Here is a 24,282-nt window from a genome sequence, read left to right on the forward strand (position 1 = left end):
CTCGACGACGCGAGGAAGGCGGCCGAGGACGCTTCGTCCGGCGGCACGACGGCACCCGACGCGCGGACGGGCGAACCGCCCCACGGGCCTCCTCGCCGGGACGCAGTGCCGGCCCCGGCCCCCGACAGCCCCACAACCCCCACAGCGCACCCACGACCGGAAGGAGAGGGAGCATGAGCCGTACCGTCATCCGGGGTGGTCTCGTCATCACCGCGTCCGACGAGATCCACGCCGACGTCCTGATCGAGGACGGCCGGATCGCCGCCCTCGCCGCGACGGGCACGCCCGCGGCCCAGTCGTGGACGGCCGAGCGCGCCATAGACGCCACCGGCAAGTACGTGATCCCGGGCGGCGTCGACGCCCACACCCACATGGAGCTGCCCTTCGGCGGCACCTTCGCCTCCGACACCTTCGAGACCGGCACCCGGGCCGCGGCCTGGGGCGGCACCACCACCATCATCGACTTCGCCGTCCAGAGCGTCGGCCGCTCCCTGCGCGAGGGTCTCGACGCCTGGAACGCCAAGGCGGACGGCAACTGCGCCATCGACTACGGCTTCCACATGATCGTCTCCGACGTGAACCAGGAGACGCTCAAGGAGATGGATCTGCTGGTCGAGGAGGGCGTCACCTCCTTCAAGCAGTTCATGGCCTACCCGGGCGTCTTCTACAGCGACGACGGCCAGATCCTGCGCGCCATGCAGCGCTCCGCCGAGAACGGCGGCCTGATCATGATGCACGCCGAGAACGGCATCGCGATCGACGTCCTCGTCGAACAGGCGCTGGCCCGGGGCGAGACCGACCCGCGCTTCCACGGGGAGGTGCGCAAGGCGTTGCTGGAGGCCGAGGCCACCCACCGCGCGATCAAGCTCGCCCAGGTCGCGGGCGCCCCGCTGTACGTCGTGCACGTCTCGGCGACCGAGGCCGTCGCCGAGATCGCCCGAGCGCGCGACGAGGGCCTGAACGTCTTCGGCGAGACCTGCCCCCAGTACCTGTTCCTGTCGACCGACAACCTCGCGGAACCGGACTTCGAGGGCGCGAAGTACGTGTGCAGCACGCCCCTTCGCCCCAAGGAGCACCAGGCGGCCCTGTGGCGCGGCCTGCGCACCAACGACCTCCAGGTCGTCTCGACGGACCACTGCCCGTTCTGCTTCACCGGCCAGAAGGAACTCGGCCGCGGCGACTTCTCGAAGATCCCGAACGGGCTTCCGGGCGTCGAGAACCGCATGGACCTGCTCCACCAGGCCGTCGTCGACGGGCACATCTCCCGCCGCCGCTGGATCGAGATCGCCTGCGCCACACCGGCCCGGATGTTCGGCTTGTACCCGAAGAAGGGGACCATCGCGCCCGGCGCCGACGCCGACATCGTCATCTACGACCCGCGCGCCGAGCAGGTCCTGTCGGTCGAGACCCACCACATGAACGTCGACTACTCGGCGTACGAGGGCAAGCACGTCACCGGACGGGTCGAGACGGTGCTCTCGCGCGGCGAAATGGTCGTCACCGACCGGGAGTTCACCGGGCGGGCGGGCCACGGCGTCTACACCCCCCGTTCCACCTGTCAGTACCTTCTCTGAGCGACCAGGAGTGGCGCCATGGACTTCGGACTCGTCCTGCAGACAGACCCCCCGGCCTCCCGTGTCATCGACCTGATGAAGCGGGCCGAGGCCAACGGCTTCACGCACGGCTGGACCTTCGACTCGGCCGTGCTCTGGCAGGAACCCTTTGTGATCTACAGTCAGATTCTCGCGAACACCGAGAGGCTGACCGTCGGCCCGATGGTCACCAACCCGGGCACCCGCACCTGGGAGGTCACCGCCTCCACCTTCGCGACACTCAACGACATGTACGGCAACCGCACGGTGTGCGGCATCGGGCGCGGCGACTCGGCGATGCGTGTCGCCGGACGCAAGCCCAACACCCTGGCCCGGATCAGCGACGCGATGAAGGTCATCCGCGCCCTCGCCCGGGGCGACGAGGCCGACCTCGGCGGTACGGTCGTCAGGTTCCCCTGGGTGAGCCCGGGTGCCGAACTGCCGGTCTGGATGGCCGCGTACGGCCCGAAGGCGCTGAAGATGACGGGCGAGGAGGCCGACGGCTTCATCCTCCAGCTCGCCGACCTCTACCTCACCGAGTACATGGTCAAGGCCGTGAAGGACGCGGCGGCCGGAGCCGGGCGTGACCCCGCCGAGGTGAAGATCTGCGTGGCGGCGCCCGCGTACATCACCGAGGACGACTCGCCCGAGGCGCTCGCCCACGCACGCGAGCAGTGCCGCTGGTTCGGCGGCATGGTGGGCAACCACGTGGCCGACCTGGTCTCCAAGTACGGCGAGCACTCGGCGGCCGTACCCGACGAACTCACGGACTACATCAAGGCCCGTGAGGGCTACGACTACTCCCACCACGGACGGGCCGACAACCCCGACACCGCGTTCGTGCCCGACGAGATCGTCGACCGGTTCTGTCTGATCGGACCCGCCGAGCGGCACATCGAGAAACTGAACGCGCTGCGCGCGCTGGGCGTCGACCAGTTCGCCGTCTACGACATGCACGACGCCCAGGAAGCCACGATCGACGCGTACGGAGCGCGGGTCATCCCCGGCATCAACGGGCGCTGACCGAAGGTCAATTCACTCAGTCTCCCCTTCCCGCCGTCCCGGGAAGGGGATCAGGGCGCACTGTGCGCACCCCCCCGAGTCGTCCCCCGCACGGCCTTTCCCGTCACTCCTCATTGATTGGCCTGCTCATGACAGAAATAGTCTCCCCGGGCGTCCCGCCCGCCGGACAAGTCACGCTCCCCGACGGCCGGGTGGAGATCGCACCCGACGCCCCCGCGCCCACCGGTCCCTACGCCAACGAGGACCTGCTCCCGGTTCCGGTCGAAAGGCGCACCTGGACCACGTACAACTTCTCGGCCCTGTGGGTCGGGATGGCCCACAACACCGCTTCCTGGACGCTGGCTTCGGGCCTGATCGCCGTCGGCATGGACTGGAAGCAGGCCGTCCTCACCATCGCGCTCGCCAACCTGATCGTGCTGGTCCCGATGCTGCTCACCGGGCACGCGGGACCGAAGTACGGCATTCCCTTCCCCGTCTTCGCCCGTGCCTCCTTCGGGGTCCGCGGGGCCAACCTCCCCGCTGTCGTGCGGGCGTTGGTGGCGTGCGGCTGGTTCGGCATCCAGACCTGGATCGGCGGCGAGGCGATCTACTTCCTCGCGGGCAAGCTCTTCGGGGACGGCTGGGCCAACGCCTCCGAGATCGGCGGCCACGCCTGGACCATGTGGCTGTCGTTCGCCGTCTTCTGGGTGCTCCAGGTCGCCATCATCTACCGGGGGATGGAGACGATCCGCCGGTTCGAGAACTGGGCCGCGCCGTTCGTGCTCGTCGGCGCCGGCGTGATGCTGTGGTGGATGAGCGACAAGGCGGGCGGCTTCGGGCCGCTGCTCGACCAGCCGTCGAAGCTCGGCTGGGGCGGGGACTTCTGGAAGCTGTTCTGGCCCTCGCTGATGGGCATGATCGGTTTCTGGTCGACCCTGTCGCTGAACATCCCGGACTTCACCCGGTACGGCAGGAGCCAGAAGGCGCAGACCATCGGACAGGCCCTGGGGCTGCCCACCACCATGACGCTCTTCGCCTTCCTGTCCGTCATGGTCACCTCGGGTTCGCAGGCCGTGTACGGCAAGGCGGTCTGGGACCCGGTCCAGCTCGCCGCCAAGGCGGACAACGTCGTCGGCATCCTCTTCGCACTGGTCACCGTGCTGGTCGCGACCCTCTCGGTGAACATCGCGGCGAACCTGGTCTCCCCGGCCTTCGACTTCTCCAACATCGCACCGCGAAAGATCAACTTCCGGACCGGTGCGCTCGCCACCTGTGTCCTCGGCGTGCTGATCTTCCCGTGGAAGCTGTACTCGGACCCGCAGGGCTACATCTTCACCTGGCTCGGGCTGGTCGGCGGTCTGCTGGGGACGGTCGCCGGCATCCTCATCGCCGACTACTGGATCCTGCGCCGCACCAGGCTCGACCTCGCCGACCTGTACCGCACGGGCGGCCGGTACTGGTACGACGGCGGCTGGAACTGGCGGGCCGTGGTCGCCTTCGTCACCGGCGGCGTCCTGGCCGTCGGCGGCGCGGACTTCCATCCCCTGATCGACGGACGGCCCGTCCCGGCACTGGAGTCGCTCGCCGACTACGGATGGGCGGTCGGCCTCGGCACCTCGATGGTGCTGTACCTGGTCCTGATGCTGGCGCGCGGAAAGGACGCCGTCGCGGACTGACCGCGAACCGGCCGCGGGCCGCATGGCTCCTGCGGACCGGCCGCGGCGACCGGAGGACGGTCAGCTCTTCTGGCTCTGGCCGTCCTTCAGCGCCGCCAGCGCTTCCTTGGCCGCCTTGATGGCACCCTTGTTGATCTCGTCGGTGCCGGGCGCCTTCTTGGTCTCGAAGTCGCTGCCGTTGTAGGTGACGACCACCAGAGCGTTGGACGCCCGGATGATCACGACGCCCTCACGGGTCTCCTGCTTGTCCTCGGTGCTGAGGTTGACCACGGAGTAGGCGGAGTCGCCGACGCCGGGTACCGCACCGCCGCCGCTCTTGTCGGCGACACGATCCTTGTAGGCCTTCTCCGCCGCGGCGTTCGAGTCCTTGATCTCGTACGAGACGTCGAGCCAGCGGTAGTCGAAGCCCTTCAGGGCGTTCCACGAGCAGGTGCGGCGCACCGCCTTGTCGGTCGACGCGATCTCCTGGCCTGCCGTCTTGGCGCCGGGGACCAGGGACTTGATCGTCGCGACCTGGACTCCGCCACAGGGGGCGGGCGATGCGGCGAACGTCTTGACGGCAGCCGAGGCCGAAGGGGCCGACGACGCGTCCGGTGTTTGTTTCTGTGTCGATTTGTCCTCGGCGTTGGGGGTCGCTTCGGACGGGCCGGTCGCCAGGGCCCAGCCCGCGGAGGCGAGCAGAGCGACAGGCAGCAGGCGCGCGGCGAGCGCGAGCGGCAGAGGAAGAGAACCCAAAGCGCACTTCTCGTGGGGGATGGTGCGGAGGAGTCCGCACTGCGGACGGGACGCCAGTGTCACATGAGACGCCGTGGTGCGGAAGGGTCGACCGGCGTCATGCCCGTGTGATGACGGTGACTCACCTTGGCGCCGATTGGCCGATGCTGAGGCAAGATGTCTGTTTTGTTCGATCCGGTGATCGCCGTTTTGTTCCTGTCGAGTCGCGCGACGATCGGTCCGTACCCGGATCCGGGGGAGCCGGGAGGTGTGTCCCGACCGTGCGAGGCTGCGGCCGCCCTGCCATGGCACGCCTCCAACTGGCCCTGTTCTCAGGCGAGTCGGGCCCCGGTGCGCATGCGAGGGCAGGCGGAGCGATGCCCTCCGCGGAGCTTTCGTGTCATGATCGGCCCATGATCGCGACGAACCGGCGCCGCGCCGGCGCGGCGGCCCCCGCCGGCCCGCCGGCCCGGTCCGAAGTCCCCACCGTCTCCTTACCCGCGCGCGGCACTCCGTCCCGTGCCGCCGTCCTCCGGGAGAAGTGGGCGCGCCCGGTCCTGCTCCTCTGTCTGGTCGCGACGGCCGCCACGGGGTGCGGGCTGTCCGCCGAGATCGACCGTGAGCGAGACCCCGGACGGACCTCCGTCCCGGACCCCGTCCCGAGCGTCGTCGGCACCGACGCCGCTCACCTCCCGGACCCGTCCGGGACCCCCGGTGACTCTCTCGTCATCGAGCTGCCCGAGCCCGACCCCGTGCCGACGGCGCAGGGCCCCTGCCCGTCGTCCGGCCTGCGCCTCGAAACCGGTCCCGTCGACGCGGCCATGGGCCTGCGCGGGATGACCCTGACCCTCACCGTCTGCGGCAAGCACCCGTACAAGGTGAACGGCCGCCCGGCCGTCGTCCACGTCCTCGACACGGACGGTGCCCCGATCACGGGTGTGCGCGCCGTGGCGGGGACGGACAAGGTGCCCATGGCGCCCGCCGACCCGGGTCCCGAGCCCTTCACGCTCCACCCGGGCGAGAGCGCGCGGGCCTCCCTGTACTGGCGGATGGCGGCCGAGGACGGCGTGTATCTGCGGGTCGCGCCGCAGCAGGGGCAGCCGGCCGTCACCCTCCGGCTGCCGGACCCCCTCGACATCGGTCCCGAGAACACCCTGGGGACCACGGCCTGGGCGCCCGTGCCCTGATCCCCCGCCCGCCCTGCCGTCCGGGCCGGCGCGGATGCCATAGTCGGGACCGAGGCCGATCGCTCCGTACCGTGAGGTGGCAGGCATGTTCACGACCCGACCCACCCTCCAGGGCACTTTCGGGATGGTGTCCTCCACCCACTGGCTCGCCTCGCAGTCCGCGATGGCCGTCCTGGAGGACGGCGGCAACGCCTACGACGCCGCCGTCGCGGCCGGTTTCGTCCTGCACGTCGTGGAACCCCACCTCAACGGACCCGCGGGCGAGGTCCCCATCATCCTGGCCCCCGCGGACGGACCCGTGCGGGTGCTGTGCGGGCAGGGCGTCGCGCCCGCCGGAGCGACGATCGCCCACTACAGGAGCCTCGGTCTGGAACTCGTACCCGGCACCGGCCCGCTCGCCGCCGCCGTGCCGGGCGCGTTCGACGCCTGGATGCTGCTGCTCCGCGACCACGGCACCAAACCGCTCGCCGACGTCCTGAAGTACGCCATCGGATACGCCGAGGACGGGCACGCGCCCGTGGAACGCGTCGGCGAGACGGTGGACGCCGTACGCGCGCTCTTCGAGACGGAGTGGACCTCCTCGGCCGAGGTGTACCTGCCCGGCGGCCGGTCACCGCGCCCCGGCGAACTGTTCCGCAACCCGGCCCTCGCCGCGACGTGGCGACGGCTGCTCGACGAGGTCTCCGGCGCGGGGGACCGGGTGGCCGAGATCGACGCGGCACGGGAGGTGTGGCGCTCCGGATTCATCGCCGAGGCCCTGGTCCGGCAGGCCCGGCGGCCCACCATGGACACCAGCGGCGAGCGGCACGCCGGCACCCTGACGGCCGCGGACCTGGCCGGCTGGTCCGCGACCTACGAGGCCCCGGCGACGTACGACTGGCGCGGCTGGACCCTGTGCAAGGCGGGCCCCTGGAGCCAGGGCCCCGTCCTGCTCCAGCAGCTCGCCCTGCTCCCGCCCGAACTGCCCCACTACGGGTCCGCCGAGTACGTTCACCTGCTCGTCGAGGGCTGCAAGCTCGCCATGGCCGACCGGGAGGCCTGGTACGGCGACGCGGCCGAGGTGCCGCTCGGCGAGCTGCTGTCGGAGTCCTACAACGCGGCCCGCCGGGCACTCGTCGGGGACAAGGCGTCGTACGAACTGCGTCCCGGCGGTCCGGGCGGCCGCGCACCGCGGCTGAGCGGCCACGCGCGCGTGGCGGCCGCCGACGAGCCGGGCTTCGACGCGCTCGCGGTGCCGGGCGCCGGTGAGCCGACCATGGCCCGTGCGGCGGCGGAACCCGAGGTGGCACCCGACGGAGGCACCCGGGGCGACACCTGCCACCTGGATGTCGTCGACCGCTGGGGCAACATGGTCGCCGCCACGCCCAGCGGCGGCTGGCTCCAGTCCAACCCGGTCGTCCCGGAACTCGGCTTCCCGCTCGGCACCCGGCTCCAGATGGCCTGGCTGGAGGAGGGGCTGCCCAATTCCCTGACCCCGGGCCGTCGGCCGCGCACCACCTTGACGCCCTCCCTGGCGCTGCGCGACGGCGTCCCCGTCCTGGCGTTCGGCACCCCCGGCGGCGACCAGCAGGACCAGTGGCAGACGCACTTCTTCCTGTCCGTGGCGCTGCGCCCCGAGGTGCGCGGCGGACTCGATCTCCAGGGCGCGATCGACGCCCCGAACTGGCACAACGACAGCTTTCCCGGCTCCTTCCACCCGCGCGGCATGCGTCCGGGCAGCCTCACCGTCGAGTCCCGCACGGGCGAGGAGGTCGTCGAGGAACTGCGCCGCCGGGGTCATGACGTCACGGTCGCGGAGGCCTGGTCCGAGGGGCGGCTGTGCGCGGTGGCCCGCGATCCGGGGACCGGGATCCTGTCGGCGGCGGCCAACGCGCGGGGGATGCAGGGATACGCGGTCGGCCGCTGAGGCCCCTCCCGCGATGGGCGCGACGAACCGCAGTGATGATCGCGCCGCCCTGGGAATTCATGGTGATTCCACCTGGAGTACCCCGGAGGGGTGAGGATTGTCAGCGAGGCGTGTTGTCATGGAGCCATGATCGAAGACATCGAAACCATCGACGAGTTTCTCGCACACCGCGCGGCCGACGTGGAAGACGCCGTCCGCAAGGCCGCCGCCGCGGAGATCATGCCCCGGTTCCGGCAGCTCTCCGCGGACGAGATCGACCAGAAGTCCGGCCCGCACGACCTCGTGACGGACGCCGACCGCCTGGCCGAGAAGTACCTCACCGAGGCCCTCACCGCACTGCTGCCCGGCTCGGTCGTGGTCGGCGAGGAGGCGGTGCACGCCGACCCCGCGACCTACGAGGCGATCGGGGGCACGGCGCCCGTATGGATCGTCGACCCCGTCGACGGCACCCGGCAGTTCGTGCACGGCGACCCCGGGTTCTGCACCCTGGTCGCGCTCGTGCTGTACGGCGTGGTGCGCGCCTCTTGGACGTACGCGCCCGCGCGCGGAGAGTTCGCCACCGCGATCCGAGGGCGAGGAGCCGTGCTCGACGGCGTGCCGCTGCGCTCCGGATCGCCCGCGCCGGGCCGTGACCTCGACATCGCGACCTCGCACCCGGACTACACCACGGACGATCAGAAGCGCGCCCTCCTCGGACTGTGGACCGAGGGTGTCGTCCCGCGCCCGTGCGGCTCGGCGGGCCTGGAGTATCTGGCCATAGCCCGCGGCGAGTTGGACGCGGTGGCATTCAGCTGGGAGGCGGCTTGGGATCATGCCGCGGGGCTCCTTCTGGTCGAGGAGGCGGGCGGCGCCCATCTGACGCTCAGTGGCGAGCCGTTCCGCGTCACCGGGGGCAACGCGCTGCCGTTCACGGCGGCCCGGGACGAGGCCACGGCCCGCCGGGTGACCGCCCTGCTGACGGCACAGCCGGAGTGGATGGCGGCCCGCGCCTGAGCGCGAGCTCCACGGCCGCGCCCGAGCGCGAACCACGGCCCGTGCCTGAGCCGACCTCTACGGCCCGTGCCTGAGCCGACCTCTACGGCCCGTGCCCGAGCCGAGTCCCACGGCCCGCGCGGGTCCGTTTCCTCGTGGCGGCCGGCGCACGGCACAGGGGCGTTTCGGCCCAACGCCCCGTGCCGTCAAGGCTGTCAGTCCTCCGGCATATCCTGATGTCCAGTGGCCGTCGGCTGACAAAGGAGTCCGAAGGTGCCGTCGATGCTCGATGCGGTCGTGGTGGGTGCGGGGCCGAACGGACTGACGGCTGCCGTGGAGCTGGCCCGCAGGGGCTTCTCCGTGGCCGTGTTCGAGGCCCGTGACACGGTGGGCGGGGGATCGCGCACCGAGGAGCTGACCCTGCCCGGATTCCGGCACGATCCGTGTGCGGCGGCGCATCCGCTCGGTATCAATTCACCCGCCTTCCGCGCGATGCCCCTGGAGCGGTACGGCCTGGAGTGGCTGCACGCGGAGCTCCCGATGGCGCACCCGTTCCCGGACGGCTCGGCGGCGGTGCTCGCGCGGTCCGTGGCCGAGACGGCGGCCTCCTTCGGGCCGCGGGACGCGGGCGCCTACCGCAGGCTCGTCGCGCCGTTCCTGAGCAAGTGGGACACCCTGGCGCACGACTTCATGTCGCTGCCGCTGACCGCGCTGCCCCGGGACCCCGTCACCCTCGCCCGCTTCGGCCTGGCCGGCCTGCCGCCGTCGACCTGGCTGATGCGCCGCTTCCGCGACGAGCGGGCCAGAGCCCTGTTCGCCGGTCTGGTGGCGCACGCCATCGCGCCGCTGGAGGGAATCGGCACGGGCGCCGTCGGCCTGGTCTTCGCGCTGGCCGCGCACGCCCGGGGATGGCCCGTCGCGCGCGGCGGCTCCCAGTCCATCGCGGACGCGCTCACCGCCTACCTGAAGGACCTCGGCGGCACGGTCCACACCGACTACGAGGTCAAGCGCCTGGACGACCTGCCGCCCGCGCGGGCGTACGTCTTCGACACCTCGCCCAAGGCCCTGGCCCGCATCGCGGGGTTCGGGCGGTACTACGAGGGCTATCGGTACGGAGCGGGCGCTTTCAAGATCGACTATGCGCTGGACGGGCCCGTGCCCTGGACCGCCGAGCAGGCCCGCGTCGCCGGGACGGTCCAGGTCGGGGCGAGCCGGGCCGAGATCGGCACCGCGCTGCGGGCGGCCTCGCGCGAGGGCCGGGCGCCCGACGCGCCGTTCCTGATCACGGTGCAGCCGAGCGTCGTGGACCCCTCCCGCGCCCCCGAGGGCAAGCAGGTCTTCTGGGCCTACGGCCATGTCCCGAACGGCTGGACCGGAGACCTCACCGACGCGATCGAGCGCCAGCTCGAACGGTTCGCGCCGGGCTTCCGCGACCGGGTCCTGGCCCGCGCGACCGCCGGACCGCCCGTGCTCGCCGCCCGCAACGCCAACTACGTGGGCGGGGACATCGCCTGCGGCGCCGCCTCCGGACTCCAGCTCATGCTGCGCCCCAGGCTGTCCCTGTCCCCGTACAGCACCCCGCATCCCGCCGTCTTCCTGTGCTCCTCGGCCACCCCGCCCGGTCCCGGAGTGCACGGGATGTCGGGGCACAACGCGGCGAAGGCCGTCTGGAGGAGGCTGAGAGAGTCATGACCACGATCACGCTGGTGCAGGGCGACATCACCCGGCAGAGCGTCGACGCCGTCGTCAACGCGGCGAACTCCTCGCTGCTCGGCGGCGGAGGCGTCGACGGAGCCATTCACCGCCGCGGCGGACCCGCCGTGCTCGCCGAGTGCCGCAAGCTGCGGGCCGGCCACTACGGCAAGGGCCTGCCGACCGGCCGGGCGGTCGCCACGACCGCGGGCGACCTCGACGCCCGCTGGGTGATCCACACCGTGGGTCCCCGCTACTCCCAGGAGGACGACCGCTCGGAGCTGCTGGCGTCCTGCTACCGGGAGTCGCTGAAGGCCGCCGACGAGCTCGGAGCCCGTACGGTCGCCTTCCCCGCCGTCTCCGCGGGCATCTACGGCTGGCCGATGGACGACGCGGCGCGCATCGCGGTGGAGACCGTCCGGGCCGCCGAGACCGATGTCGAGGAGGTCCGCTTCGTCCTCTTCGACGAGCGGGCGTACGACGCGTTCGCCGGGCAACTGCGATGAGGCGCCGGACGCCGCGGGCCGCGGGCTGAGCGGACCGGGGGCACCGGGGCCGGTCGCTGGTGCGGCCGGGGTGCCCCGGTCACCGTTCGAGGCGCCGGGCCTGCCGCGTCCGGCAGACCGGTGGGCGGTGTCATGCGTGCGGGCCGGTCGTATCGCCCGGTCACAGGTGCAGTTCGACCACCAGTGGCCGGTGGTCCGAGACAGGGGTGCTCGGCGCGTGAGCTCCGGAGGCCGCGCCCGCCGCGATCCCGCCGGCCAGCACATGGTCGAGCTGGACGAGGGGACGGTGGGCCGGGTAGGTGGGTGTACGGGCCAGATCCCGCCAGCCGCGCGGCACCGGCGGGGTGCCACCGGGTCCTCTCCGGGTGCCGCGGACCGGTCCGGCGGGCCCGAGGACCGTCCGCGGAAGCGCGCCGGGCAGATTGAAGTCGCCGAGAAGCACCCGGGGTCCGGGCAGGTCGGCGATCCAGGCGCGGACGGCGAGCAACTGGAGCACGTTCCAGCCGGGCACGAATGACAGGTGCAGCGCCACCACGGTGAACGGCCCCCGCCTTCCCTCCAGCACGGCGGCCAGCGCGGCCCGCGGCTGGTCCGTGGACAGGGTGAGTCCCCGGCGCCCGGGTGTCCGCAGCGGCATGGGGACCGGTGCCGGCGCGAGCCGGCGCGCCCTCCAGTGCCGTACGGGCAGCCGGGACAGCAGGGCGATGCCGTGCGAGGGGACGCCGTCGCCCGCCTCGGCCTCGCGCGGCCCGTACACCCGCAGACCGGGTACGGACGGTTCCGGGACCCAGCCGCCGCCCGCCTTCGCCATGCCGTGGAAGGCGGACGCGTAACGCCAGTGCGGCGCGCCCGACCCCGCGGCCGAGGCGGACGCCTGGTCCACCCCGCCCGAGCGTTCCTGCAGCCGGTCCACTTCCTGCAGTGCCACCACGTCGGCGTCGAGTGACGCGACGGCCTCCACGAGCGGCAGCTCCGGGCCGCCCACGGTCCGGACGGACACGGGTCCACCGTCCACCAACGTCTGTCCGTGCAGCACGTTGAACGTCGCGAACCGCACCCGCCCGGAGCGAGGGGCGCCCGGATCAGCCGTCTCGGAAGGTGTCATGACCGCGACCGTACCCGCCGGCACCGCCGAACGGTGGCCGGTCCTTCCGGCGGGGCGGGCGCTGCTGCTGATGGCGCGGGTCACCGGCGGGCGGCGCCGTCGGCCCGGTGGTGTCACCGGCGGGCGAAGGCCCCGCCGGGCCGGGTCACAGACCGGGCCGGGTCACAGACCGGGCCGGGTCACAGACCGGGCCGGGTCACAGACCGGGCAGGGTCTGTGACAGCAGGCGCAGCAGGTCGCCCGTGGCGTCGGCCGCGCCCAGCGCGGGCAGGGCGCCGAGCGCGAGTACGGCCGCGCCGACGGACCGCACGACGGGCGGGGGAGCGGTCTGCAGGGCCGCGATGCGGCGGGTGACGGCGTGCTCGGAGAAGTGCAGGGCGCATCCGGTGCGGGCGCGCTGGGAGACGAGGGCGGCGCGGGCCAGCGCGCGGGCCGTCGTGTTCCGGTCGCCGACGGTGCTCGCGGCCTCCTCGTCGGCCCACCGTTCCAGCAGGAAGGCCACGGTGTCGCGGACGGGCACGAGCAGCGGGTTCGCCGCCGCGGCCAGGGCCACGACGGTCGACAGCGCCGCGTGGCGGTGCGTCAGGTGAGCGCGCTCGTGGGCGAGCAGAACCCGTCGTTCGGCGGGCTCCAGCGCGCCGAGCATCGCGACCGTGACCAGGATCCGGCCCGGCTTGCCGGGGATCGCGAAGGCGTGCGGTGTCGGCGAGGCGGCGACGACGAGCTCGCTGTCCGGTGGGTGCCCCTCGCAGAGCCTGAGCAGGACCCTGCGGGTCGCCTTGTGCGCCCGTACGACATGAAGGAGCCGGCGGGCGATCACGGCGAGGGCGGCGACGGCCAGCACGGCGACGGTCTCCGGAACGGGCTCGGGCAGTACCCGGCCCTCCTCGCCCGCCTCGGCGATCACCGCGGGCGCCTGGTCGATCAGCGTGGCCCCGAGCAGCAGCAGCGCCCAGGTGGACGCGGCCGCGGTCAGCGCGGCGGCCGCGACCAGGACGCGGGCGGCCAGAGCGGGCGACACCCGCCTGCCGACCAGCGGGGCGACCGAGGTCAGGAGCAGCGCGAGGACGAGGGGAACGTAGACGTCGATCCTCAAAGCCCTTTCCCTCCCAGGAGATCGCGCAGGGCTTCCTCCTCCTGGCGGCTGAGACCGGTGACGAACTGCTGGAGGGCCGCGATCGGGTCGGGTCCGCGGTCGAGGGCCTCGTGCATGGCCTCCGCCGTCAGCTCGGCCGCGTTCTTGGCGGGGCGGTACGCGCCGCGCCGGCCGTCAACATCCCGGAGCACGAGGCCCTTGTCGTACAGACGTTTCAGGATGGTGTGCACGGTGTTGTAGGCGAGGCCGCCGCCGATCTCGGCCTGGATCTCGGCGGGCGTCAGGGCGTCGTCGGTGGCCCACAGGGCGGCGAGGACCTCGCTCTCCAGCTCGCCCGCGCTGCGCCGTTCCGCCCTTCCGTGGGGCCCTGTGCCAGCCATGCCCGTCACCTTACAGCGCGTAGTCGACCCCGGAACGGTGCCGGTCCGGGGGGTGGACCAGGGGTGTGGACCAGGGATGCGCGAGGTCGCGTATCACTCCCGGATGCCCCTCGAACGCCTGTCCCGTTCGGCGCCTTCTTCCGGTGGGCGGTAGTTTGTCCGTGATTTCCCGGCTCCCGGCCTTGCCCTACGTCTTGTAGGGTGAAGTAACCCTACAGCGTGTAGGGCTGAAGGGTGGACGATGGCGAAGACCCTGAACGTCCCGCTCATCGGCGTCCGGCGGCCCGGACCGCCGGACAGGACGGCCCGGGTGTCCCGGAGGCCCGGTGACCTGGGCCTGCTCGCGCTGGTCGCGGCCGCCTTCGCCCTGGCCCAACTGGTCCTCGTGCACCCGCAGACGGGACTCGGCTGGGACGAGACCGTCTACGTCAGCCAGGTCTCCCCGCATGCCCCCGCGGCGTTCTTCAGCGCACCACGGGCCCGCGGAATCTCCCTGCTCGCCGCTCCGGTGGCCTCCTGGTCCTCCTCCACCACCCTGCTGCGGATCTACCTCGCCCTGCTCTCCGGGCTCGGTCTGTTCGTGGCCCTGCGCGTCTGGCGCGGACTGTTCCCGGCGCGGGTCCTCGCCCTGGCGGGCGCCCTGTTCGCGACGCTCTGGGTGACCGTCTTCTACGGCCCGCAGGTCATGCCCAACTACTGGGTGGCGATCGGCGGCCTGGCCTGCGTCGGGTGCTTCGTCCGGGCCCAGGCGGGCGGCCGCGACCGGGCGGCACTGTGGGGGGCCGGACTGAGTGCCGCGCTCATGGCGTGGATGCGGCCCCCCGACGCGCTCTGGGTGACCCTGCCGCTCCTCGTCCTCACCGTGGCGGTCCCCCGGTGGCGGCGCGTCCGGCCGCCGCTCGCGCTCGTCGCGGGTCTGTCGGCCGGAGCGGCCGAGTGGATCATCGAGGCCTACGTGAGCTACGGGGGCCTGGGACAACGGCTCGCCGACGGGTCGCGCATCCAGGGCGGCCTCGGCTGGAACATCGCGGTCGGCGACCAGATGCGCAGCCTCGGCGGACGCGTCCTGTGCCGGCCCTGCACCGGCGGGATGCCGGACCCCGCGGTGATGGTGTGGTGGTTCGTCCTGCCGCTGATCGCCGCCCTCGGCCTGGTGATCGCCGTCCGGGCCCGTCGCCCGGCACCCACCCTGGTGCTCCTGGCCTGTGCCACCACGGCCGGGATCCCGTACCTCCTCATGATCGGATACGCGGCGCCGCGCTTCCTGCTGCCTCTCTACGCCCTCGTCGTGATCCCCGTCGCCGACGCACTCGTCCACCTGGTCACCGCCCGCGGCGGGCGGTGGCGGCCGGTGGCCGTGACGTTGGTGGCCCTCGGGCTCGCCGCGCATCTGGCCGTGCAGTTCGCGGTGCTGCAGTCCACGGTGCGGCGCACCGCCGACAGTCACCGGGGCTGGGCGGTGACGGCGGCGGAACTGCACCGGCTCGGGGTGCGGCCGCCCTGCGCGCTGGCCGGTCAACGGTCCGTCCCCATCGCCTTCTACGCCGGCTGCTCCTCGGTGGCGACCGACGGGCACAACGCCAACGCCACCGCGGCCGACATCGCGCGTTCCGTCCGCCGCATGCCGGTCGCCGTCATCACGGCTCCGGGCGGCTCGCCTCCCGGATACGCCCGCGCATGGGCACCCCACCGCGCCGGCGCCGTCGACATCTACGTCTCTCCGGGAGCCGGGAGCCCTGCGCCGTGACACTTCGGCCGAAGCCGTTCTCACCGGCGGACGGGAGCGGGCTCTCCGGTCCCCCGAGGGTGTCGCCGCCCGAGGTGGTGGGTGCTCCGGCGCGGGGCTCGGCGGCCTGGAGCGGGTCTCCTGGCGGTGCGCCCGCGTCGGTCGCGGGTTCCGGGACGGCGGTCGGCGGCCCGGGGACGCTGCCGACCGAGTCGGTGTCCGGCCTGCCTGAGCCGGTGTCCGGTCTGCCTGGGCAGGTGCCCGGTCTGCCTGGGCAGGCGTGTGGTCTGCCCGCGGGTGACATCGGCCCGGGCGGCTCGGTGTCACCCGCGGGCAGCGGTAGGTGGGCGACCCTCGGGCGGCGGCTCGTCGGGTGCGACGGGCGGGTGGGGTGGCATGCCGGGCTTTCGCTGGTCGTGCTCGTGTGCGCCGGGTTCCTCGCCCACCGGCACTGGCCGGTGATCGCGGCGGGAGCCGGCCGGCTCGCCCACGCCGACCGGGGCTGGCTGCTGGTCGCGGCCGTCGCCACCCTCGCGACCTGGGTCTGCTCCGCACTCGCCCAGCAGGGCGCGGTGCCGGAGCCGCTGCCCGCCGGGCGTCTGGTGGCGGTGCAGTTCGCGGCCGCCTCCGCCAACCATGTGCTGCCCTCGGGCCTCGGCGGGGGCGCGGTCAATCTGCGCTTCCTGACCCGGTGCGGACTGCCCCTCGCCCGTTCCGCGGCCGCGCTCGCGGTCAAGGCCTGCGCCGGAACCGTCGTACGCGGCTGTCTGATCGGCGGACTCGCCCTGGCCTGTCCCGGCGCGCTCCGTCTCCCCAGGCTGACGGCGAGCGCCTGGACCGTGGCCGCCTGGGCAGCCGGTGTCGTGGTCGCCGCCTCAGCCGCGGCCCTCTTCGCCGGACCGCTGCGGCGGGCGCTGCGCCGCGTGCTCCTGGACATCCGTGCCGTGCACGAATTCCCCGCGCGGGCCGCCGCGCTGTGGGGCGGCTCGCTGGCCTTCGCCGCGCTGCACGCCACCGTGGTCATCGCCGTGGCCCAGTCCATCGGCCTGCCGCTGTCCCCGGCCCGGGTGGCCCTCGTCTACCTCGCCGCCAGCAGTGCCGCCGTCCTGCTGCCCACCCCGGGTGGCCTCGGTTCCCTGGACGCGGCCCTGGCGCTGGCCCTCACGCTCGCGGGAGCGCCGGGCGAGGCGGCGGCGTCCACGGTGATCGGCTACCGGCTGCTCACCGTCTGGCTTCCCCTGCTCCCCGGCCTGGTGGCACTGGGCGTGCTGATCCGCCGCCGGGTGCTGTGAGCCGCCCGGTGCTGTGAACGGCACACCCAGGAGCCCGGCCCGGGGGAGCACGGCGGTCAGGATGCGTTCAGGCTTCCGCTGACAGCCTCGGGCCTCATGAGCTACGAGACAACAGAGCCCCATGGGACTCCCGAGGCCTACGACCGCCGCTCCGGCGCCCCCGGCACCCCAGGGCGCCGCGTGCGCTGGAACAAGGTGCCCGAAGTCACCGCGTACTTCTGGATCATCAAGGTGCTGTGCACGACGGTCGGCGAGACCGCCGCCGACCTCCTGAACGAGAAGCTGGGCCTCGGTCTGACCGGTGTCTCGCTGTTGATGAGCGGGCTGCTGGCGGTCGTCCTCGTGGTCCAGTTCCGGACCAAGAGCTACCAGGCGGGCGTGTACTGGCTCGCGGTGGCCCTGATCAGCGTCGTGGGAACGCTGATCAGCGACAACCTGACCGACAACCTGGGCGTGCCGCTGGAGACCAGCACCGCCGTCTTCGCCGTCGCCCTCGCCGTGACGTTCTTCGTCTGGTACCGCCGTGAGGGCACGCTGTCGATCCACAGCGTCGACACGCTCGCCCGCGAGGCCTATTACTGGCTGGCGGTGCTGTTCACGTTCGCCCTCGGCACCGCGGCCGGTGACCTGGTCGCCGAGCGCATGGCCCTCGGGTACTGGGTCTCCGCCGTTCTGTTCGCCCTCGCGATCGCCGCGGTCGCCGTCGCCCACTTCGCCCTCGGCCTGAACGCCGTGCTCAGCTTCTGGATCGCGTACATCCTGACCCGTCCGCTGGGCGCGTCGATCGGCGACTACCTCTCGCAGCCGACCGGCGACGGCGGTCTGGGCTTCGGCACCGTCGTCACCAGCGTGCTGTTCCTGGCCGTCATCCTCGGGCTGGTCGTCCATCTCTCGATCACCCGCCGCGACGTGACCGGCGCCGACCGGTCCACCCTCCGGGCGGGCTGACCCGGGAGTGTCCGCGGAAGCGGCGCGCCGTCGGACTCCCGTCGGGCCCTCACGCCGGAGGGAGTCCGACCACGAAGGTCGCGCCCGTGGCGCCCGCCTCCTCGTGACGGACCTCGCCGCCGGCGGAGCGGGCCAGGCGTCGCGCGAGCGGCAGACCGAGGCCCGCTCCGCCGTGTCCGTCCCCGGGATCGGCGCGGCTCCCCGGCAGGAAGAGCCGCGGCGCGAACGACGCCGGTACGCCCGGTCCGTCGTCGCCGACCTCCACCCGGACGCCACCGGGACCCGCTCCGGCCCGGATCGTGACCCGGGAGCGGGCGTGCCGCAGCGCGTTGTCGAGCAGGGGACTGACGATGCGCTCCAGCAGGGCGTCCGGGACCCCGGCCACCAGACCGCCTTCAGGACCCCGGACGGCGATCTCCACGTCCGGCCGGGCCGTCGCGGCCCGGTCCGCGAGCCGGCGCAGTACGGACAGGACCTCGCCGGCGCCCGGCAGGGCGGCGGCGCTGTCACGGGCGTCGTCGAGCAGCGTGTCGCAGATCGTGCGCATGGAACAGGCCGCGTCCGCCATGGCCTCGTGCGCGGCCCGGGTCTCCTCGGCCGACCGTGGCCGGGACCGCAGCCAGTCGAGCTCGGCGATGATGCGGGCGAGCGGATTGCGCAGTTCGTGCGACAGCTCCCGGGTGAGCTGCCGTTCATGGCGCAGCAGAGCCCGGATGCGGTCCAGGAGCGCGTCCAGCGACGCGCCCAGCCGGGCGAGTTCGTCGGGCCGGGCGACGCTCCCGAAGCGTTCCTCGGAGGCCACGGCGCTCCACCGGGTGGCCTCGTTGGTCATGGTGCGTACGGGACGCAGGGCACGCCCCACGGCGAGGCGCGTCAGCGCGTACGTGCAGGCGAGCATGACGGCGTCCAGGGCGAGCGAGGCGAACAGCAGGGTGTCGGCCGAACTGCGGTAGGGGGACAGGTCGAGGGCGGTGACGACGGCCGCGCCGGTGCTGTCTCCCGGCACCGGACGCGCGCACAGGCGGACCGGGCCGTGCGCGCGGGAGGTGAGGCAGCCGGTTCCGCCCCGGGTGGCGAGGGCGGCGGCCGCGCGGGTGAGCGGGCCCGTGGCGGTGGCCGTAGGCGGTTTCTCCAGGAGCCGCCCGCCCGCGTAGATCCACACGTTCGCGTCGAGCAGTTCCTCGCCGGGTGTCTCCAGGAGGCGCACCCGGGTGCCGCTGGTGTCGACCGTCGCGGCGACGGCGGTGGCCCGGGTGCGCAGCTCGTCGTCCGCCTGGTGCTGGAGGTGCTGTCGTACGACGGTGTTGAACGCCACCGTGAGGATCACCATCAGCAGGGTGGCGGTGGTCAGCGCGACCAGCGAGAGCCGGCCCCGGAGGGTTCCCGGAGCCCAGTGGGAGGCGCGGGTCAGCCAGGACACGGCGCGTACCTCGGAATCCGCCGCCGGCCTCGGCCGCGTGTTCGGGAAGGCGTGTTTCATGAGAGCCGGTGTCCGATGCCCCGGGCGGTCGTGACCGTCAGCTCGCTGCCGCCGTTCCGGAGCTTGCGGCGCAGCCGGGTCAGATACTGGTCGAGCGTGTTGTCGCTGACCCGCGCCCCCTCCGGCCAGCCGGCCCGGGTCAGCTCCCGCCGGCCGACGATCGCCCCGGACGCCGCGATGAGCGCCGCCAGCAGACGGAACTCCGTCGGGGTCAGCGCGACGCGGCGGCCGCGCACGGTCAGGCTGTGCGCGACCGGGTCCAGCACCAGGTCGCCCGCGGTTCCGGACGGAACCGGTCCGGCGCGCTTGAGGGCCGCCCGCAGCCGGGCCGCCAGTTCCGTCAGATGGAACGGCTTGGGCAGATAGTCGTCGCCTCCGGCCGCGAAGCCGGCCAGCCGGTCGGTGAGGTGGTGGTGGGCCGTCAGGAAGATCACGGGGGAGAGGAAGCCGCTCGCCCGGATCGCCTGGCACACGTCCCGTCCGTCGGCGTCGGGCAGGCCGACGTCGAGGACGGCCGCGTCGATGCCGTCCCCGGCCAGCCGCAGCGCGGTCGCGCCGTCCGGTGCCGGCACGGTGTCGAAGCCCTCGTCCCGCAGTCCTCGCCGCAGGACGTCACGCAGGGCGTGGTCGTCCTCGACGACCAGGATCCGTCGGCGCATACGGCCCGCTCACCCGCTCTTCGCGAGACGGGGAGCGATGAGCAGGACTCCGAGCCGCGACGCGGTGAGCGGGTGTCCCGACACATCGGGCAGCCTGCGCAGGGCGGCCACCATCGTCATCGCGACCAGTGTGCCGACGAGCAGACCGGCCGCCACGTCGTGCGGATAGTGCACGCCCACCCAGACCCGGGAGGCGGCCATCAGGCCGGCGGCCACGATGGCGACGGTGCCGACGCGGCGCGCGACGAGGAACAGCGCGACGGCCGCCGCGGCGGCGATCGCCGCGTGGTTGCTCGGGAAAGACCAGTCGCCGTGGGCCGGGCAGGCCTCCAGCGTCGCCACCCGCAGGCTCTGACAGGGCCGGTCCTCGCGCACCAGCAGCTTCACACCGAGATCCACCACGTACGCCACGACCACGACGACGGGCACGGCGAGCGCGACCAGGGCCGCCCCGGGGCTCTCGCGCCGGGCGCGCCACCAGGTCGGCACCATCAGCACGGCGAACAGGCCGAGCCCGTACGTCGACCAGAAGGACACCAGGCCGTCGAGCCATGAGGGGGAGTCCTGCGCGAGATCGGTCACGTACCGGTAGGCGGAGCCGTCGATGGAGGATCCGTCGAATGCCAGGATCATCCCTGGACCTCCTCCTTTCCTGCCGCGCCCCGCCTGCGCGAGCGGTACAGCTCGACGGCGAGAGGGGCCAGGGACACCAGCACGATCACCGCGATGACCGGGAGCAGATAGCGGTCGACGTTCGGGATCGAGGAGCCCAGCGCGTACCCGGCGAGGGTGAGGCCGAGGCTCCAGACGAGGCCGCCGGCCACCTGCCACACGGTGAAGGTCCGCATCGGTACGCCGAGGGCGCCGGCCATCGGGTTCAGCACCGTCCGCACGACGGGGACGAAGCGGGCCAGCACGATCGCCTTCGCGTAGCCGTACCGCTCAAGGAGCTCCTCGGCCCGGTGCGCGCCCGATGCCAGCCGGGGGGAGGAACCGCGGGCGAGCAACGCGCCGCCCGCCTTCCGTCCGATCAGATAACCCGTCTGGGCGCCGATCAGGGCGCCCGCGGCCGCGGCGATCAGCAGCGGGGGGAGCGACAGCTTCAGGCCGTTGTGTCCCGAACCCGTGCAGAGCAGCCCCGCCGTGAACAGCAGTGAGTCACCGGGCAGGAAGAAGCCGATCAGCAGACCGGTCTCCGCGAACATCACCACGCCCACCCCCAGCACGCCGAAGGCGGCGAGCAGGGACTGCGCGCTGAGAATATTCACGGCGAGGTCGGACGCTGTGAACAATGGTGCGGCCATCGTCGCGGACCCTCTCATACTGGTAGGGGCGGGCACGGTCGAAACCCGGACCCGACTGACTACAATTCTGTAGACGGTCTACTGAACTGTAGACGATGGCGGGGTGAGGATCGTTCCCATGAGCAGTGACAAGGACGAACGCCGGCCGGCGGGAGAGCTGGAGGCCGGCGTGATGGCGGCTCTCTGGGCCGCGGGCGTGCCGCTCACGCCGGGCCGCGTGCAGAGCGAGCTGGACTCCGGTCTGGCCCGCACGACGGTGACGACGATCCTTTCCCGGCTGCACGAGAAGGGAATCGTCGGCCGCGAGAGGCTCGGCCGGGGCTACGCGTACTTCCCCGTCCAGGACCCGCACGGCCTCACGGCGCGCCGCATGCACACCGAGCTCGACCGCGACGACGACAGGGGGACCGCGCTGGCCCGCTTCGTCGCCCAGCTCAGCCCCGACGACGAGCGGCTCCTGCGGGATCTGCTGGAGCCGGATCTCGGCACGCGTCCGGAACCGGGTGAGGGATGATCCTCCTCCTGCTGGTGCCGCTGCTGGTCCCCTTCGCACTGGGACCGCTGGCCCGCCGTTGCCTGGACCGGCTCGGCCCGGTGGCGGCGCTGTGGTCGGTGACCCTCGCGCTCGTCGTGCTCGCCGGAGCCTCCGTGGCCTCGCTGGGCGCTCTCGTCCTGACGGGCCTGCTCAAGGTGCCCCTGTTCGCCGGCCTCGGTGACCTCGTCCACCCGTTGCGCACGGCCTCGGACCTCGTCGTCCTGCCCGCGGCCGCCGCCGCGACGGGTGTGCTCACCGTCGGAGCGTGGACCGTCGTCCGCTCGGCGCTGCGCCAGGTCCGCGCGTTCCGCACCGCGCGCAGCCAGGCCGACCGCCGTCCCGCCGCCGGAGACCTGTGCGTCATCGAGTCGCCGCACCCGGACGCGTACGCGCTCCCGGGCCGGCCGCACCGCATCGTCGTCACCACCGCGATGCTGCGCAGCCTCGGCGCCGACGAGCGCGAGGTCCTCTTCGCCCACGAGCGGGCCCACAACGCGGGCGGCCACCACCGCTTCCTCGTCGTGGCCGAACTCGCGGCTCACTGCCATCCGGGCCTGCGCACGGTCCGCGCGACCGTCGCGCTCGCGGCGGAGCGCGCCGCGGACGAGGCCGCGGCCGCCGTCGTGGGGGACCGGCGGCTGACCGCCCGGGCCATCGCCCGGGCCGCCCTGGCCGTCGGCGAGGCCCGCTCCGAGCGCCCCGGCTTCGCCCCCGCGGCCACCACGGGTCCCGTCCCCCAGCGGGTCGCGGCCCTGCTCTCCGTCCCGCGGCGCCGCCCCCGTGCCGCCGCCTGGATCGCCCTCCTGCTCGCCGCCTGCGCCGCCGTCTCGGCCGGGGCGTCGGGGGCGGGTGTCATCGCGTTCCACCACGAGGTGGAGGTCGCGCAGGGCGAGGAGGCCCGCTGACGGGATGTCGTCCGCGCGCGGCCGTACGGGTCGAGGCGGGCCTCCCGGCGGGCGACGTCGATGTCGGATTCTCGCCAGCCCCACCCCCCGGGGTGCCCGATGCTTGAGGCATGCAGAACGGGATGCACACGGACAGGGAACGCTGCGTGCGGGCCGTCCAGTCCAAGGACGCGCGGTTCGACGGATGGTTCTTCACCGCGGTGACGACGACGGGAATCTACTGCCGGCCGAGCTGCCCGGCCGTGCCGCCCAAGCCGCAGAACATGACCTTCCATCCGAGCGCCGCCGCCTGCCAGCAGGCCGGATTCCGGGCCTGCAAGCGCTGCCGCCCGGACACCAGCCCCGGCTCACCCGAATGGAACCACCGTGCCGACCTGGTGGCCCGCGCGATGCGCCTGATCGGCGACGGAGTCGTCGACCGTGACGGAGTACCGGGCCTGGCCGCCCGGCTCGGCTACAGCACCCGCCAGATCGAGCGGCAGCTTCTCGCCGAGCTGGGTGCGGGGCCCCTGGCGCTCGCCCGCGCCCAGCGTGCCCAGACGGCCCGGCTGCTCATCGAGACGACACCGCTCCCGATGGCCGAGATCGCCTTCGCCGCCGGTTTCTCCTCCATCCGCACCTTCAACGACACGGTCCGTGAGGTCTTCGCGCTGTCCCCGAGCGAACTGCGCGCCCGCCTGCCCAGGAGCCGGGCCGGCGCCACGGGCGCGACCCCGGGCACGCCGGGGGTCCTGAACCTCCGGCTCCCCTTCCGCGCACCGCTCAACCACGACAACCTCTTCGGGCACCTCGCGGCCACCGCCGTCCCCGGGGTGGAGGAGTGGCGCGACGGCGCGTACCGGCGGACCCTGCGGCTGCCGTACGGGCATGGTGTCGCCGGTCTGACACCCATGCCGGACCACATCGCCTGCCGGCTGACCCTCAGCGACCTGCGCGACCTGTCCGTCGCGATCAGCCGCTGCCGCCGCATGCTGGACCTGGACGCCGATCCGGTGGCGGTCGACGACCAGCTCCGCACGGATCCGCTGCTGGCACCGCTGGTCGACAAGGCCCCGGGCCGCCGGGTGCCGCGCACGGTCGACGAGGCCGAGTTCGCCGTACGGGCGGTACTGGGGCAGCAGGTCTCCACGGCCGCCGCGCGTACCCACGCCGCCCGCCTAGTGACCGCGTACGGCGATCCGGTCGAGGACCCCGAGGGCGGCCTCACCCATCTCTTCCCCTCGCCGCAGGCGCTCGCCGGGGTCGACCCCGAAGCGCTCGCGATGCCCCGCACCCGGCGCACCACCTTCACCACGCTGGTGGGTCGACTCGCCGACGGAACCCTTCATCTGGGGGTGGAGAGCGACTGGGAGCAGGCGAGGGCCAGGCTTCTCGCGCTCCCCGGATTCGGCCCCTGGACCGCTGACGTGATCGCGATGCGTGCCCTCGGGGACCCGGACGCCTTCCTCCCCACCGACCTCGGAATCCGGCGCGCTGCAAGGGAGTTGGGGCTCCCCTCCACGCCCGCCGCGCTGACGGCCCGTGCCGCGGCCTGGCGTCCCTGGCGGGCGTACGCGGTCCAGTACCTGTGGGCCACGGACAGCCACCCGATCAATTTCCTGCCGA

General features: G+C 73.1%; 21 protein-coding genes and 1 pseudogene. 14 read left to right on the forward strand and 8 right to left on the reverse strand.

Translation table 11 applies throughout. The features are described from left to right. Positions 1 to 173 precede the first annotated feature (173 nt). From hydA to ACWEBX_RS27555, 3 genes are all read left to right on the forward strand, one after another. Positions 174 to 1,574 carry a dihydropyrimidinase gene (gene hydA / locus ACWEBX_RS27545; protein ID WP_451887490.1) on the forward strand — a complete coding sequence of 467 codons (1,401 nt, stop codon included), beginning with the start codon at positions 174 to 176 and terminating at the stop codon, positions 1,572 to 1,574. 18 nt (positions 1,575 to 1,592) lie between these two features. After that, positions 1,593 to 2,615, forward strand: coding sequence for a TIGR03842 family LLM class F420-dependent oxidoreductase (locus ACWEBX_RS27550; RefSeq protein WP_451887491.1), 1,023 nt, complete (start codon positions 1,593 to 1,595; stop codon positions 2,613 to 2,615). A 128-nt stretch (positions 2,616 to 2,743) separates the two neighbouring features. Further along, positions 2,744 to 4,270, forward strand: a complete 1,527-nt coding sequence (locus ACWEBX_RS27555) for an NCS1 family nucleobase:cation symporter-1 (RefSeq protein WP_451887492.1) — start codon at positions 2,744 to 2,746, stop codon at positions 4,268 to 4,270. Between the two features lie 60 nt (positions 4,271 to 4,330). Here ACWEBX_RS27555 and ACWEBX_RS27560 read toward each other — a convergent pair whose 3' ends face one another. After that, positions 4,331 to 5,005 carry a hypothetical protein gene (locus tag ACWEBX_RS27560; protein WP_451887493.1) on the reverse strand — a complete coding sequence of 225 codons (675 nt, stop codon included), beginning with the start codon at positions 5,003 to 5,005 and terminating at the stop codon, positions 4,331 to 4,333. A 392-nt stretch (positions 5,006 to 5,397) separates the two neighbouring features. Here ACWEBX_RS27560 and ACWEBX_RS27565 point away from each other — a divergent pair, with 392 nt between their 5' ends. The 5 genes from ACWEBX_RS27565 to ACWEBX_RS27585 all read left to right on the forward strand — a co-directional run bounded on the left by ACWEBX_RS27565 (position 5,398) and on the right by ACWEBX_RS27585 (position 11,247). Next, the gene (locus ACWEBX_RS27565; protein WP_451887494.1) at positions 5,398 to 6,171 is read left to right on the forward strand and encodes a DUF4232 domain-containing protein; all 774 of its coding nucleotides are present in this window, start codon (positions 5,398 to 5,400) and stop codon (positions 6,169 to 6,171) included. Between the two features lie 85 nt (positions 6,172 to 6,256). Further along, the gene (locus ACWEBX_RS27570) at positions 6,257 to 8,077 is read left to right on the forward strand and encodes a gamma-glutamyltransferase family protein (RefSeq protein ID WP_451887495.1); all 1,821 of its coding nucleotides are present in this window, start codon (positions 6,257 to 6,259) and stop codon (positions 8,075 to 8,077) included. Between the two features lie 126 nt (positions 8,078 to 8,203). After that, positions 8,204 to 9,070 carry an inositol monophosphatase family protein gene (locus ACWEBX_RS27575; RefSeq protein ID WP_451887496.1) on the forward strand — a complete coding sequence of 289 codons (867 nt, stop codon included), beginning with the start codon at positions 8,204 to 8,206 and terminating at the stop codon, positions 9,068 to 9,070. A 261-nt stretch (positions 9,071 to 9,331) separates the two neighbouring features. Continuing rightward, entirely contained in the window at positions 9,332 to 10,741 is a 1,410-nt protein-coding gene (locus ACWEBX_RS27580; RefSeq protein ID WP_451887497.1) for a phytoene desaturase family protein, read from the forward strand. Continuing rightward, a complete protein-coding gene (locus ACWEBX_RS27585; protein ID WP_451887498.1) occupies positions 10,738 to 11,247 on the forward strand; it encodes an O-acetyl-ADP-ribose deacetylase in 510 nt (169 codons plus the stop codon). Before ACWEBX_RS27580 ends, ACWEBX_RS27585 begins: the two co-directional genes overlap by 4 nt. Positions 11,248 to 11,407: 160 nt before the next feature. Here the strand turns inward: ACWEBX_RS27585 and ACWEBX_RS27590 are convergent, their stop codons facing one another. The 3 genes from ACWEBX_RS27590 to ACWEBX_RS27600 form a co-directional block, all read right to left on the reverse strand. Then, positions 11,408 to 12,352: an endonuclease/exonuclease/phosphatase family protein gene (locus tag ACWEBX_RS27590; protein WP_451887499.1), complete on the reverse strand. Its 945-nt coding sequence runs from the start codon at positions 12,350 to 12,352 to the stop codon at positions 11,408 to 11,410. A 196-nt stretch (positions 12,353 to 12,548) separates the two neighbouring features. Further along, positions 12,549 to 13,448: a M48 family metalloprotease gene (locus tag ACWEBX_RS27595; RefSeq protein ID WP_451887500.1), complete on the reverse strand. Its 900-nt coding sequence runs from the start codon at positions 13,446 to 13,448 to the stop codon at positions 12,549 to 12,551. Continuing rightward, a complete protein-coding gene (locus ACWEBX_RS27600) occupies positions 13,445 to 13,828 on the reverse strand; it encodes a BlaI/MecI/CopY family transcriptional regulator (RefSeq protein ID WP_451887501.1) in 384 nt (127 codons plus the stop codon). The genes ACWEBX_RS27595 and ACWEBX_RS27600 overlap by 4 nt, the downstream gene beginning before the upstream one ends. 241 nt (positions 13,829 to 14,069) lie before the next feature. Here ACWEBX_RS27600 and ACWEBX_RS27605 point away from each other — a divergent pair, with 241 nt between their 5' ends. The 3 genes from ACWEBX_RS27605 to ACWEBX_RS27615 all read left to right on the forward strand — a co-directional run bounded on the left by ACWEBX_RS27605 (position 14,070) and on the right by ACWEBX_RS27615 (position 17,794). Next, on the forward strand, positions 14,070 to 15,575 hold the full coding sequence (locus ACWEBX_RS27605) for a hypothetical protein (RefSeq protein ID WP_451887502.1): 1,506 nt from the start codon (positions 14,070 to 14,072) through the stop codon (positions 15,573 to 15,575). Positions 15,576 to 15,940: 365 nt separating this feature from the next. Continuing rightward, positions 15,941 to 16,846 carry a lysylphosphatidylglycerol synthase transmembrane domain-containing protein gene (locus ACWEBX_RS27610; RefSeq protein ID WP_451887503.1) on the forward strand — a complete coding sequence of 302 codons (906 nt, stop codon included), beginning with the start codon at positions 15,941 to 15,943 and terminating at the stop codon, positions 16,844 to 16,846. Positions 16,847 to 16,942: 96 nt separating this feature from the next. Continuing rightward, entirely contained in the window at positions 16,943 to 17,794 is an 852-nt protein-coding gene (locus ACWEBX_RS27615; RefSeq protein WP_451887504.1) for a COG4705 family protein, read from the forward strand. 49 nt (positions 17,795 to 17,843) lie between these two features. Here ACWEBX_RS27615 and ACWEBX_RS27620 read toward each other — a convergent pair whose 3' ends face one another. Genes ACWEBX_RS27620 through ACWEBX_RS27635 form a run of 4 tightly spaced genes read right to left on the reverse strand, consistent with a single transcriptional unit; the run spans position 17,844 to position 21,255 of the window. After that, complete coding sequence (locus ACWEBX_RS27620; protein ID WP_451887505.1) at positions 17,844 to 19,214, reverse strand: sensor histidine kinase; 1,371 nt, start codon at positions 19,212 to 19,214, stop codon at positions 17,844 to 17,846. A 56-nt stretch (positions 19,215 to 19,270) separates the two neighbouring features. Next, entirely contained in the window at positions 19,271 to 19,933 is a 663-nt protein-coding gene (locus ACWEBX_RS27625; RefSeq protein WP_451887506.1) for a response regulator transcription factor, read from the reverse strand. Between the two features lie 9 nt (positions 19,934 to 19,942). Next, positions 19,943 to 20,566, reverse strand: coding sequence for a phosphatase PAP2 family protein (locus tag ACWEBX_RS27630; protein ID WP_451887507.1), 624 nt, complete (start codon positions 20,564 to 20,566; stop codon positions 19,943 to 19,945). After that, on the reverse strand, positions 20,563 to 21,255 hold the full coding sequence (locus ACWEBX_RS27635; RefSeq protein WP_451887508.1) for a DedA family protein: 693 nt from the start codon (positions 21,253 to 21,255) through the stop codon (positions 20,563 to 20,565). Before ACWEBX_RS27635 ends, ACWEBX_RS27630 begins: the two co-directional genes overlap by 4 nt. A 100-nt stretch (positions 21,256 to 21,355) precedes the next feature. On the opposite strand from ACWEBX_RS27635, the gene ACWEBX_RS27640 reads away from it, so the two are divergent. From ACWEBX_RS27640 to ACWEBX_RS27650, 3 genes and pseudogenes are all read left to right on the forward strand, one after another. Further along, on the forward strand, positions 21,356 to 21,751 hold the full coding sequence (locus ACWEBX_RS27640; protein WP_451887509.1) for a BlaI/MecI/CopY family transcriptional regulator: 396 nt from the start codon (positions 21,356 to 21,358) through the stop codon (positions 21,749 to 21,751). Further along, positions 21,748 to 22,677 (forward strand): M48 family metalloprotease, encoded by a 930-nt coding sequence (locus tag ACWEBX_RS27645; protein ID WP_451887510.1) that lies wholly within the window; start codon positions 21,748 to 21,750, stop codon positions 22,675 to 22,677. The genes ACWEBX_RS27640 and ACWEBX_RS27645 overlap by 4 nt, the downstream gene beginning before the upstream one ends. Before the next feature lie 110 nt (positions 22,678 to 22,787). Beyond that, positions 22,788 to 24,281 (forward strand): annotated as a pseudogene (locus tag ACWEBX_RS27650) (AlkA N-terminal domain-containing protein); the annotation flags it as partial. Position 24,282 lies beyond the last annotated feature (1 nt).

Source organism: Streptomyces sp. NPDC005070 (assembly GCF_053600395.1).